This is a genomic window from Flavobacterium bizetiae (assembly GCF_902804475.1).
GTDB classification, from domain to species: domain Bacteria; phylum Bacteroidota; class Bacteroidia; order Flavobacteriales; family Flavobacteriaceae; genus Flavobacterium; species Flavobacterium bizetiae.
Genome location: NZ_CADCSU010000174.1, coordinates 41,733 through 54,655 on the forward strand (window position 1 = coordinate 41,733; position 12,923 = coordinate 54,655).

The 12,923-nt window shown below is 33.2% G+C and carries 14 protein-coding genes; all 14 read left to right on the plus strand.

Annotated features, from left to right (window positions below):
- Positions 1–50: 50 nt before the first annotated feature.
- The 14 genes from FLACOL7796_RS22020 (at position 51) to FLACOL7796_RS22085 (ending at position 12,716) form a co-directional block, all read left to right on the plus strand.
- Positions 51–1,538, plus strand: a complete 1,488-nt coding sequence (locus FLACOL7796_RS22020) for a TlpA family protein disulfide reductase (RefSeq protein ID WP_173972934.1) — start codon at positions 51–53, stop codon at positions 1,536–1,538.
- A 6-nt stretch (positions 1,539–1,544) separates the two neighbouring features.
- Positions 1,545–2,813, plus strand: coding sequence for a Na+/H+ antiporter (locus FLACOL7796_RS22025; RefSeq protein ID WP_173972935.1), 1,269 nt, complete (start codon positions 1,545–1,547; stop codon positions 2,811–2,813).
- A gap of 109 nt (positions 2,814–2,922) precedes the next feature.
- Positions 2,923–3,585 carry a hypothetical protein gene (locus tag FLACOL7796_RS22030; protein ID WP_173972936.1) on the plus strand — a complete coding sequence of 221 codons (663 nt, stop codon included), beginning with the start codon at positions 2,923–2,925 and terminating at the stop codon, positions 3,583–3,585.
- Between the two features lie 24 nt (positions 3,586–3,609).
- Complete coding sequence (locus FLACOL7796_RS22035) at positions 3,610–4,077, plus strand: hypothetical protein (RefSeq protein WP_173972937.1); 468 nt, start codon at positions 3,610–3,612, stop codon at positions 4,075–4,077.
- An 89-nt stretch (positions 4,078–4,166) separates the two neighbouring features.
- Entirely contained in the window at positions 4,167–4,604 is a 438-nt protein-coding gene (locus tag FLACOL7796_RS22040) for an acyl-CoA thioesterase (RefSeq protein ID WP_173972938.1), read from the plus strand.
- A gap of 180 nt (positions 4,605–4,784) precedes the next feature.
- A complete protein-coding gene (locus tag FLACOL7796_RS22045) occupies positions 4,785–5,621 on the plus strand; it encodes a mechanosensitive ion channel family protein (protein WP_173972939.1) in 837 nt (278 codons plus the stop codon).
- 6 nt (positions 5,622–5,627) lie between these two features.
- Positions 5,628–6,470, plus strand: coding sequence for a maleylpyruvate isomerase N-terminal domain-containing protein (locus tag FLACOL7796_RS22050; RefSeq protein ID WP_173972940.1), 843 nt, complete (start codon positions 5,628–5,630; stop codon positions 6,468–6,470).
- Between the two features lie 105 nt (positions 6,471–6,575).
- Positions 6,576–7,568, plus strand: coding sequence for an alpha/beta fold hydrolase (locus FLACOL7796_RS22055; RefSeq protein ID WP_173972941.1), 993 nt, complete (start codon positions 6,576–6,578; stop codon positions 7,566–7,568).
- A gap of 122 nt (positions 7,569–7,690) precedes the next feature.
- Positions 7,691–8,080 (plus strand): DUF1398 domain-containing protein, encoded by a 390-nt coding sequence (locus tag FLACOL7796_RS22060; RefSeq protein WP_173972942.1) that lies wholly within the window; start codon positions 7,691–7,693, stop codon positions 8,078–8,080.
- A gap of 32 nt (positions 8,081–8,112) precedes the next feature.
- Positions 8,113–8,976 carry a ThuA domain-containing protein gene (locus FLACOL7796_RS22065; protein WP_173972943.1) on the plus strand — a complete coding sequence of 288 codons (864 nt, stop codon included), beginning with the start codon at positions 8,113–8,115 and terminating at the stop codon, positions 8,974–8,976.
- 39 nt (positions 8,977–9,015) lie between these two features.
- Positions 9,016–9,822 (plus strand): hypothetical protein, encoded by an 807-nt coding sequence (locus FLACOL7796_RS22070; protein ID WP_173972944.1) that lies wholly within the window; start codon positions 9,016–9,018, stop codon positions 9,820–9,822.
- 50 nt (positions 9,823–9,872) lie between these two features.
- Complete coding sequence (locus tag FLACOL7796_RS22075) at positions 9,873–10,721, plus strand: sulfurtransferase (RefSeq protein WP_173972945.1); 849 nt, start codon at positions 9,873–9,875, stop codon at positions 10,719–10,721.
- 128 nt (positions 10,722–10,849) lie between these two features.
- On the plus strand, positions 10,850–12,091 hold the full coding sequence (locus FLACOL7796_RS22080) for an ATP-binding cassette domain-containing protein (RefSeq protein ID WP_173972946.1): 1,242 nt from the start codon (positions 10,850–10,852) through the stop codon (positions 12,089–12,091).
- 10 nt (positions 12,092–12,101) lie between these two features.
- Positions 12,102–12,716, plus strand: a complete 615-nt coding sequence (locus FLACOL7796_RS22085; protein ID WP_173972947.1) for a hypothetical protein — start codon at positions 12,102–12,104, stop codon at positions 12,714–12,716.
- Positions 12,717–12,923 lie beyond the last annotated feature (207 nt).

A 12,923-nucleotide genomic window follows, 5' to 3' on the forward strand; every position in this document is an offset into this window, starting at 1 on the left:
CAAATAAATATTATATTTGAAATATTCAAACCTCTTTCAAAACTAAACCAATGAACCTCTTTCGATCTCTTGTAATTTTACTGCTTCCCTTATGCTTAATGGGCCAGACGAAAAAAGATAATATAAAAATTATCGGGAAAATTGATGGCAAAATTCCTGATATCATAGAATATACGTTACCCATAAACGGGATAGATTTCTTTGGATTTACAGATTCTGTTCAGCCGGATGCTGCGGGTAATTTTCAAATAAATCTTCCTTTAAATAAAACTGCTTTCATCGATTTATCAAACAAATACAAATCATTCGGAACTTTAATCGCAGAACCCGGAATGACTTATAAAGTTTATATCAATACCGAAGCCCCCGAAAACAAATTTCGCATAGAATCTCAAAACCAAAAAGGACAATCATTATACAATCAGATTCCTAACCGAAGCATGATTGTTGGAGGACATTTTGAACTTGAAACAAAAAGTTATATCAAAGACAGTATTCCGTCTGAAATAAAACACAAATTAGAAAAAAGTAAACAAACAGAATTAGAAGGTTTTAAACAATTATTAAAAGATAAAATCATTTCTAAAAACTTTTACAATCTTGTACAGACAGATCGTGATTACTTTTATAAAGGCGCACAAGGAAGTCTTGCATTTATAAATTACTTAAATTCAGCTTACAAAGAAAACAAACTAAGTCCTGCACAATACAAAGAACTCTGGGCAGACATTTTTCAGTCAAATCCCGTTACCAATCCTGAACTTTTAAGCTCTCCATGGTTTTATTTTTACGTCGAAAATTATTTACGTTATAAAGAATTAATTATTGAGGGAATAGATATTGCATCACTACAAGAATTTAATAAGCAAGGACTAATTCATACTCATAATATTGCTAATGCAAAAAAATATTTATCCGGACCTCAACTCGAATATTATTTTGCAGCTTATCTCTATTATGAAGCAATCAATAAAAACTACGAAAAAGAACTGATTGCGCTTTTTGAGCAATTTAAAAAAGAATATCCTGCAAGCACTTACACTCATTTTCTGGAGCCTGTGATCATCCCCATTTTGGCATTTCACAAAAAACAGGAAGAACCTTTAAACGAGAAAATTAAATTCATAGATAATGCTGCAAACATCAACTCCGTAAAAGAAACCATAAAAGGATTAAACGGAAAACTATTTTATGTCGATATCTGGGCAACGTGGTGCGGACCGTGCAAGGCAGAGTTTAAAGACAATGCCAAATTATACCAATTACTAAAATCAAAAAACATTACCATGGTTTACATTTCTATAGACAAAGAAAATCGTGAAGCGCAATGGCGAGAAATGAGTCATTTTTATAATCTTGAAGGAAATCATATTCGCGCAAACGAAAAACTAGACGCTGATCTACGAAATTTATACGGCAATCCGTCTCTTGCAATTCCGTGGCATTTTTTAACGGACGAAAACGGAAACATTATTAAAAAAAATCTAAGTGGTCCATCTGACATCGAAAACTTAGCAAAACAACTCAATGAAAATTAATCCATAATGGAAAACTACAGCATTATTATATTTATACTCGCCATTGTTATAGGACTATCTGCCTTTGCTGATAAAGCTAAACTTCCTTATCATATTCTATTGGTTATCGTAGGAATCGCCATTGGTTTTATTCCCACCATGAGCGAAATCGAAATCAATCCTGAAATCATATTCCTGATATTTCTTCCGCCATTATTATACGATGCCTCTTTTAATATTTCTCCAAAAGATTTTAAAACCAACATCAATACCATTGGAACCTTAGCCGTTTCATTAGTTTTTCTTACCGCGGCAGGAATTGCGGTTGTAGCCTACTATATAATTCCCGGAATGACGTGGCCACTAGCATTTGTACTAGGAGCAATACTTTCGGCTACTGACGCCGTTGCTGCAATCAGCGTAACAAAAGGATTAAAATTATCACATAAAACCTTAACCATTTTAGAAGGCGAAAGTCTTATAAATGATGCCTCTGCACTTGTTGCCTATCGTTTTGCCGTTGCCGCGGTAATGGGATCATCCTTTATCATCTGGAAAGCTACTTTAGAATTCATCTTGTTATTAGGCGGTGGTTTTTTAGTGGGTTTCACTTTGGCAAAAATTCTGGCTTTCATTTTAAACCGCGTGCAAAAAAATATAAACGTAACAATAAGTTTTATGCTTTTAATGCCATTTGTAGCCTATTTGGTTGCAGAAAACTTACATGTATCAGGAGTTATTGCCGTTGTTGTTTTAGGACTTACCATAGCCCGTTTTAGCAAAAAAATATTTCCGGAAAGTTTAAAGAACCAATCCAGAAGTCTTTGGGACATTATTATTTTCTTGCTTAACGGATTAATCTTCATCTTAATTGGACTTAACTTTCGTTATGTATTAAAACATATTGATAACGGGATGGTATTGCCTTATATTGGCTATGCTGTTATTATCACAATTGTAGCTTTATTAATAAGAATGGCAAGGATATTTCTTCAAAAAATAAATCTTCAAAAAGCCTTTCAAAATACCAAACGAAAAAGAAGAGTCAGCGAACATGCTCTTCTTGACACCAACAACAGTATTATATTAAGTTGGTCAGGAATGCGGGGTATTGTTTCTCTGGCCATTGCAATTGGTATTCCAAAACAACTTGAAGACGGAACTCCTTTTCCGGAACGCGATGCGATCATTTTTATTTCTGTTGCCGTTGTATTGCTAACGCTTATTGGGCAGGGGCTCACTTTGCCATGGATCGTAAAAAAATTAAATCTTAAACAAGAAGAATCGCAATCATAATTTTCTAAAAATCCATATTGAATTACAGACTTCAAAACATTTAATGGTTTGTAATGTTTTTTCTATATTTTTACTCAGATAAAACATTAACTAAACCAAAACCAATTTAATGAATGACAATTTAAAGTATACTGCCAAATTATTTAGCAGTGCAACATTTAGCTTTTTCAAAATAAACATTATCGGACAATTTTTATATGCTCTTATAGGAGTTTTTACACTTTGTACCATAGTCTATCAATCAGGAACCGGCATGGGACACGTTACCGGAGGAGCTGCTATAATGCTGTTATTTGCACTTAGACCTATTGGTTTTGGCTTAACAGTAATCTCTATATTTGCCGGCCCGTTTTTATTATTTACTTTGGGTAATAAATATATAATGTCAAAAATCATTAATAAATTAATATTAGACAAAGGCGAAGTTTTACTTTTTCCTATAATTGATAAAGTGATCGACAAATTCAAATCAAAACAACCTGAGTTATTAAAAACAGGAGCAGACAAAGCTATGCTTCAATTAAAATTAATACAAGCGTTTAAAGATTCTGATGAGAACAAATGGGTTAAAAAAATATTGATTTACGGACTTAAAAAAATAAGCCTTGACGAAGTAGATTTTAAAGATGAAAATGTAAGCTTTTCAGATATTATCAAAAATAAAATCATAACAGGCTTAAAAAATGTTTCGCAACCCAGCAGAAACTTTTTCTGGATCATTCTTGGAGTACAAATTATTCTCCTGATTTTGATTCTTACTCAAGTTATCTAATCCAAAAACATACAGAATAATACCATGAATCACGAATTAGAAAGTCATTTTGACGAATTTGACAAAGCACCTGTAATTAGGCGAAAACTATTACCGTGGTGGATTAAAACCTTTTGCTGGATTTTTATGATTTTAAGTGTTTGCGCCATTGCATCTGTTATTACGAACTTTTTTATTCCAAATGTAAATCTTTCTCTTTATGGCTTTTCAAGCAATACTGCCTTTTCAGGAATAGGAGTTTTTATTATTGCAGTTATGATTTTTAAAGGTTTTGCTGCATATTCAATTTGGTTCGAAAAGCCCAATGCAATTTCAATAGGCAAAATAGATGCCATTTGCGGAATCGTAATTTGCATTGTTTCTATGTTTGCGCTGCCTCTTGTAGATAATAACATCCATTTTTCTATAAGATTAGAAATACTTTTACTTATTCCCTATTACAGAAAACTGAATAAAATTGAGTACGAATGGGATAATCTGGAAAGCCTATAAAATATGCTTATTGCATACTTTAAGATTTTCTAAGAAACAGTTTATTATTTTATTTGTAATTTCGATTTTCATTAAAATACAAACAAAAAATGGCTTCATTTATTAAAGAAATATCTTTTCGCTGGTCAGATCTTGACCCTAATTTTCATGTTCGTCACAGTGCTTATTACGATTTTGGTGCGCAACATCGTATCGAAATTCTTGAAGAACTCGGGCTTACTTTAAGAGTAATGCAAACACAAGGTTTTGGACCCGTTTTATTTAGAGAAGAATGTGTTTTTAGAAAAGAATTAAAACTTTCTGATAAGATATTCCTTCACACCAAAACATCAAAAATGAAAGCCGATGCATCGCGTTGGTCGATCATTCACGAATTTAGAAGAGAAGACGATACACTTTGTGCTGTTATTACTGTTGATGGTGCCTGGATGGATACTAAGCTTCGTAAATTAGCCTCTCCTACACCCGAAATTGCAATTCAGGCCTTGAGTATTTTCCCAAAAAGTGATGATTTTGTAGACTTATAAAATAAAATTCATTTTCTTAACTTTATAAAATCCAAAAAGCTATAATTTAAATATATGTTTTTTGGATTTTTTCTTTTCAGTATTAAACCATTCTTTTTAAAATTGTCATTTAGATATCTCTTAATTATATTTAATAACAATAACTTTGTTAAACTAGAAATTTAAAAATATTAAAAGCTTATGTTCGACTTTGCAAAAGACTTTAGAATAGGCATAATTATTTCTATAATTGCACTTACCACAATTATTTTAGGAGCAGTTACAGATAAAGTATTACGCTATTTTTTGTACAGAAAACTAAGTAATAAAGAATATGACGCAACAGGTTTCAAGTTCTTAAAACATTTAATAATAACTGTAATTTATATTCTTGGATTTGCTTTTGCCTTGATTCAAATTCCTGAATTTAGAATTATTGGTCATTCTTTTTTGGCAGGTGCAGGTGTTATATCAATCGTAGCAGGTTTGGCTTCGCAACAAGCATTAAGTAATATCGTAAGCGGAATTTTTTTGGTAATTTTTAAACCCTTCCGAATCAATGATAAAATCACAATCAATAATTTTGTTGGTACAGTTGAAGATATCAATTTAAGACAAGTCGTTTTAAAAGATGCGGAAAACAATCGAATCATAATTCCAAACTCCGTAATAAGCGCTCAGATTATTGTAAACACCAATATGCATGATACCAAATGCTGTAAAATAATCGAAATAGGAATTGGTTACGAATCTAATGTCGAAGAAGCATTAGAAATTATGAAAGAAGAGGTTGCCAAACATCCCCTATTTATAGATACCAGAACAGCCGAAGATAAAAAACAAAAAAAGCAATTGGTTACAGCCCGTGTTGTGGCATTGGCAGATTCAAGTGTAACGCTAAAGGTCTGGGCATGGTCAAAAAATTCAACAGATGGCTTTGTTATGTATTGTGATTTACTGCAAAGCATCAAAAAACGCTTCGACGAAGCAGCAATAGACATTCCGTATCCGCAAAGGGTAATTACCATAAAGAAATAATTTAAAATGAAAACCGCAGCAATTGTACCTATTGAGACCTTACACCTTTTCCCTATTCTCGATACACTATTAATTGATCTTTTAAAATCATTAACCGAAGAAGAATGGCACGCCCAAACCATAGCAAAAAAGTGGCTGGTAAAAGATGTTGCCTCTCATTTACTTGATGGCAATTTAAGAGCATTATCGATGTCCAGAGACCGGTATTTTGGAGAAAAACCGGAAAATATCAATTCTTACAGTGATTTAGTTGATTATCTAAATCAGCTTAATATGACCTGGACAAATGCTACAAAAAGACTCAGTCCGAATGTAATAACCCATTTGCTGGAAAGCAGCGGAAAAGAATATTATGCCCATTTACAAACTTTAGAGCCATTTGAAAATGCATTGTTTTCAGTTGCGTGGGCAGGCGAAGAAACCTCTTTTAACTGGTTTCATATTGCAAGGGAATATACCGAAAAGTTTCTGCACCAACAGCAAATTAGAGATGCTGTAGGCAAAGAAGCACTTTTAACAAAAGAGTTCTTCTATCCTTTTATGCACATTTTTATGCAGGCTTTGCCTAACGCATATAAAAATACAAAAGCAGAAAAAGGTACAGTTGTAACCCTAATTGTCGATACAGAAATTGGAGGTCAATGGAGCATTATCAAAGAAGATGAAAACTGGAAATTTATTAATGCCGCTGATCTTAAATCAAATGCAGTTTTAAAAATTCAGCCCCATGATGCATGGTTATTATTTTCTAAAGGAATCAAACCGCAAGATGCAAAAGAAAAAGTTGAAATTACCGGAGATACAGAACTTGCCGAAATTGCGTTAAATATTGTGGCAGTAATGGCATAATTGTAACAGTTTTCATTTATTTTCTGATAATTTTAAGACTTTAAACTTTGCTTTTCAAAATGCATAGCGGTAAATTTATAATCCTTAATAAAAATCAGCAGCTACATGAAAACTATAAAACTCCTTATATTATTGCTCCCTCTTTTTTGCTTTTCGCAGCAGGAAAAAATAAAGCAATTAGACATTAATTTAACCAATTACGAATATTCCTTTCCTGTACAGTTTTTAGAATTGAGCAATCAGCGCCAATATTTGAAAATGGCTTATATGGATATTAAACCTGATAATTACAACAATAAAAACATTGTATTACTTCACGGAAAAAACTTTAACGGTGCTTATTGGGAAACGACTATAAAAGCCCTGACCAAAGAAGGCTTTAGAGTAATTGTTCCCGACCAGATAGGCTTTGGAAAATCATCAAAACCGGATAATTTTCAATATACTTTTCAACAGTTGACAGAGAATACAAAAAAACTCTTAGATCATTTAGGAATCGAAAAAACAACCATATTAGGACATTCTATGGGTGGAATGTTAGCCACAAGATTTGCTCTGATGTATCCTGAAACAACTGAAAAATTAGTTCTCGAAAACCCAATTGGTTTAGAAGACTGGAAACTTGTTGTTCCGTATAAACCTGTAGATTGGTGGTACGAATCTGAATTGAAACAAAATTATCAGAATATTAAAAGCTACCAAATGGCCAATTATTATGATGGAAAATGGAATGCCGATTTCCAGAAATGGGCTGAACTTGGTGCAGGCTGGACAACAGCTCCCGATTATGCAAGAGTCGCCTGGAACTCAGCTTTGATGTATGATATGATTTTTACACAACCCGTTTTATACGAATTTAAAAACATCAAAAGTCCAACGCTTTTAATCATCGGAACAAGAGATAAAACCGCAATAGGAAAACCTTTGGTTGCTGAAGAAGTCAGAAAAACAATGGGTAACTATCTCGAATTGGGTAAAAAAACGCAAAAAGCCATCCCAAATGCAAAATTAGTCGAAGTTGCAAATACCGGACATTTACCGCATATTGAATCTTTCGATCAATTTATAAAACCATTAATCGTATTTTTGAAATCATAATTTATTTTATTCGCCACGAATTTCACGAATTAACACAAATTAATATTTAAAAGTATTACTAAGAAAAATTAGTGCTAATTCGTGAAATTTGTGGCAAACCCTTAACTTTAAAACTAAAACACATGTTTACAATCGAACAAATAAAAGAAGCACATGCCAAAGTACAAAACGGTGCAGATTTTCCAAATTATATACAAGACCTGATTATTTTGGGCGTAAAAGGATACGACACCTTTGTAAATAACGGAAATGTAGAATATTACGGCGTAAACAATTACACCGTATCAGCAGATGAAAAATATCCTGAAATTCAGGTCGCTCCTGTTGCCAATAAAGAGCGTTTTATAGAATTTCTGGTAATGCACCAGGACGGTCAGACTGATTATTTAACTTTCTGCAACCATGCCGCACAATCCGGAATTGCCAAATGGCGCGTTGATATTATCGAAATGACTTGTACGTATTTCGACAAATCCGGTAATGAAATATTAATCGAAAAAATTCCTGACTAACCTCAAAAAACTAATTAACTAAACCAAACCACATGTTATTTTTAGATAAAAAAAAGAAAACCATTTCTGGAAAAATCATTCTAATTGCATTATTATCCATTTGCTTCTTCGGTTTTGCCCAGCATAAAAAAACAAGTTCTAAATTTAAAGTAATTGCTTTTTATACGGCAAAAAATGATCAGGCACACATAAGTTTTGTACACGAAGCCAATAAATGGTTTCCAAAAGTCGCCGAACAAAATCATTTCGAATACGATTCAACCAGCAATTGGGATAATTTAAACGCAAAATTTTTATCAAAATATCAAGTGGTTTTGTTTTTAGATACAAGACCTGAAACACCATCTCAGCGAGAAGCCTTTCAGAAATACATGGAAAATGGCGGTGGTTTTATAGGATTTCATTTTTCGGCATTTGCGTTAAACGATTCTGCTTATCCGCAAAACTGGAACTGGTATCATAATACCTTTTTAGGTTCTGGCGAATATGGCAGTAATACTTGGCGACCAACATCGGCAGTTTTACGAATAGAAAATCAGCATCCCTCTACTAAAAACATTCCTAAAACATTCAAATCTGCGCCAAACGAATGGTACAGATGGAGCAATGATTTGAGAAAAAATTCCGATATCAAAATTCTTGTCGCGATCGACGAAAGCAGCTTTCCGTTAGGAACAGGTCCTAAACAAAACGAAATTTGGCATAGCGGCTATTATCCTGTAGTATGGACCAATAAAAACTATAAAATGCTTTATGTAAATATGGGACATAATGATATCGATTACGAACACGGAACCAATAAAACACTTTCATATACATTCGAAAACGAACCACAACGTCAGTTAATTCTAAACGGATTACTTTGGTTAGGTAATTCTAAAAAGCAAGCAAAATAGAGCAATCAAATAAAACTAATACCAGGAAATTATCATTTAATGAAAACTAAAATTGCCTTCGTTTTTTTTACACTTTTAGCATTCTCCTGCAACTCAAAACAAGAAGAGAATAAAACAAATACTGTAAATAACTCTAAAAAAGAAATTGTAAACGATACTACTTCAACAACTAAAACAGCAGATGCAGTTCATTATCAAACATCAGTTTTTGATGATCCAAAATTTGCAGATAGAATAAAAGGAGATAAAGAAAAATTAAAAAAACTTTCAGAAGAACAACTTTTTTCTGAAATGAGTAGTAAATCAACAGCAAAGTTAAACGAAAAACAACAGCTTTTTTTCAACACAAATTCTAATTATGAATTACTCTGTTTTGCAAAAGGCAATCTGTTTCAGGAAAGTAATAACGATTATGTTTTTATTGTTTATGACAAAGAAAACATAAAAACTAAAATTTTACTTTATAATGATAAAACCAGCCAATACGCTGAACTTTTTAAAGATATAAAAGTAGAAAACAGATTAGAAAATGCAGATTGCGGAAGTTATTCTTTTGGAACCCTTGATTATCAATTTGCAATCGAACATTTGATTATGAACGAAGATGCCCTTAAAATAACCCCTCAATATTATTTAGAAGATGTTCCGGTAAAAATTACTGACATATCAAAAGATGACAATTTTGTACTAAAGGAAGGATGTTTTGCAAAAAATGCTTCACGAAAAAATTTAGCCAACACGCTTTGCATTTCTACAAGCCCGGTATATAGTAATTGGGAATGTTTGCAATACAACAAAACAAACAATACTTTTTTTATTTTCTATAGTCAGGCTTTCGCCGATTAATATCAGATTAAAAATAATTATTACAAGAACAAAAAGTAAAATAAACCAAGATGTCAGCTAAACTTTCTCCCATTATAAATCCGGACGAACTTTTAAACATAAAAGATTCATCTGAACTTATTTTAATCGATGCCAGAGCCGGAATCAATGCTCAGGAAAATTATCAAAAAGAACATCTTAAAGGCGCTCGTTTTGTAGATTTAAATAAGGATTTAGCCACTATCGAAAATCCCGAAAATGGCGGAAGACATCCTTTGCCTTCGTTAGAAAAATTTTCTCAGGTACTTTCTAAACTTGGTATTTCGCCTTTAAGTCGCATTATAATTTATGACGATAAAAACGGATCCAATGCCGCAGCAAGATTTTGGTGGATGTTACGCGCCATTGGTCATGAAAAAGTCCAGGTTTTAAACGGAGGTTTACAAGCTACAATACAAATTGGTTTTCCTGTAAATTCAGAATTAGAAACTTTTGAGCCCACAGAAAAATATCCAGTTACAGAATGGAAATTAGCGCAAGCCGATATTGATGAAGTCGAAAAAGCGCGAAAAAACGACGAAAGTATCGTAATCGATGTAAGAGACAAAAATCGTTTTGATGGCTTAACAGAACCGCTTGATTTAATCGCAGGACATATTCCCGGCGCCGTTAACGTTCCCTTTAGCGAAAACTTAGACGAAGATGGTTTTTACAAATCTGCTGAAGTTTTAGCAGAGAAATACTCAAAAATTACAGGAAATAAAAATCCAGAAAATATAATTGTGCATTGTGGTTCAGGCGTTACAGCTTGCCATACTTTGCTGGCGATGGATTATGCAGGACTTGCAATTCCGAAACTATACGTAGGATCGTGGAGCGAATGGTCAAGAAACGATCGCGAATTGGCAACAAAAAAATAAATTAAAAAACATTTAAGGAATAGGTAATGCCACAGATTAAAAAGATTAAAAAGATTAAAAGGATTAATCACTCTAATCTTTTAATCTGTGGCAAAAAAAATAATCTTTCTCTACATAAATACTTTAAAATGCAACATTGGGACATACTTTTATCAAATCAGGTAAATAAAAAGGCTTTTATAGAAACGCTGCTTTCTGGCGAAGCCAAAGGAGAATTAGCCGTTTTTAAGAACCAAAAAGGTATTCTGTTTTCAGATATTGCCATAGAGAAATTCATCGAAAAAGAATACCAATACGATACCGTAGAAGCTTCTCCGGAATCGCACAGGCAATTGAGAACCTTTTCGTCAGGCGAACGTAAAAAAGAATTTCTAAAATACTGCATCAACCAAAAACCGGATTTCATTATTTTCGATAATCCCTTTGATCATTTAGATCAGGCTTCGCGCGTAGTTTTGGCAGAATCGTTGAAAGATTTAACGCAGGATATTGCGATCATTCAAATCGTAAATCGTGTGGTTGATGTATTATCTTTTGTTCCCAATAAAGCCCAAATCAAAGACAATACGTTTGAATTACATCCACTTTCGCAAACCGTAAATCATTTTAAAACCCTAAATACAGCCGCAATTCCAAAAGCGATTGAGCCGCATTCCTTTCACGAAAGTGTATTAATAAAAATGGAAAATGTTTCTGTAAGTTACGACGAGCGCAAAATTGTAGACAATATTTCATGGACAATTAAGCAAGGTGAATTCTGGCAATTAATTGGCCCGAATGGTTCCGGAAAAAGTACCATTTTATCTTTGATAACAGGAGACAATCCAAAAGGTTTCGGACAGAATTTACATTTATTCGGAAGAAAAAAAGGCACCGGAGAAAGCGTTTGGGACATCAAAAAACAAATCGGAATTTTCACGACTTCGATGACCGATTTATTTCAAAAAAGCCATACTTTAGAAGAAATGATCCTTTCCGGCTTTTTCGATTCTATAGGTTTATATATCGAACCTACGACTTTGCAAAAACAAACCGTAACACAATGGCTTGAAGTTATTGAAATGAGCGGTTTACGAAAAAAACGTTTTATCGATCTTTCTATCGGTCAGCAAAGAGTCGCGTTAATTGTTCGTGCCGTTTTAAAACATCCGCCATTATTAATTTTAGACGAACCAGTAGAAGGTTTAGACGACGAAAATGTCGATTTGGTAATTCAGCTTATCAATACAATAAAACAAGAAACAAACGTTAGTATTTTATACGTTTCACATCGTATCGAAACCGGCCTTGCTCCTACTTCGGTTTTTGAGCTTTTACCATCGTCAACAGGATCAATTGGTAAAATAAAATACCATTCGGAGCTTAATTAAAAATACAAAAATGAAAATCAAATATATCGCATTATTAATTTTTCCGTTAATAATCACTTCGTGCTGCGGAACAATTTCTAATGCAAAAAAAGAATACAATATAAGCAAAGCCACAACATTAAAATCAGAATGGAAATCAAATCCCAAAGAATGGTTTCTGGAAAAAGACACTTTAAGAGGAACTGGCGGTCCCATGCATTGGGCCGTAATACAATCTAAAAAGAAACTTCCGAAAAACTATGAAATCGATTTTAAAGTAAATATGACCCGCGAATCTCTTTTCGAAGTAATGCTCAACATCGACAAAGAAAATTACATCAGAACCTACCTTTATCAAATCGATCAGAATATCGTGATAGGCAGAGGCGTTTACAATAAAAACAGCGACGAATATGGCAAACGTGGCGGCCCAACTTTGTTCAAGAAAACAATGAAATTAGAAAATAATAAATGGTATTCGGTAAAAATAAAAGTGTCAAACAATCAGTTATTCTTCTCAGTAGATAATGAAACCTTCTTAGAATGTTCATTAGAAAAAAGCAACCTAAGCCAACAAGGCAAGCTAGGTTTCTTAACCAACGGCGAAGCCAAAATCATAGACCTTACCATTAAAAACATCGAATAAAAAGGTTTTTAAAACTATTAAGATATTTAAGAAAATGAAGCAAAATATCTTAATGGTAAAAAAAATAAGCCCGCCCTAAAGGCAAAAACAAAAAAAGCTCCTATAAAGGTAAGAGTGGTCGGAAGAAATTCCGGCCACTTTATGTTTTAAATACTTTTGAAGGATCTCCGCCTGCGAAGACTATCATTATTGCAGTAATAAGTTCCC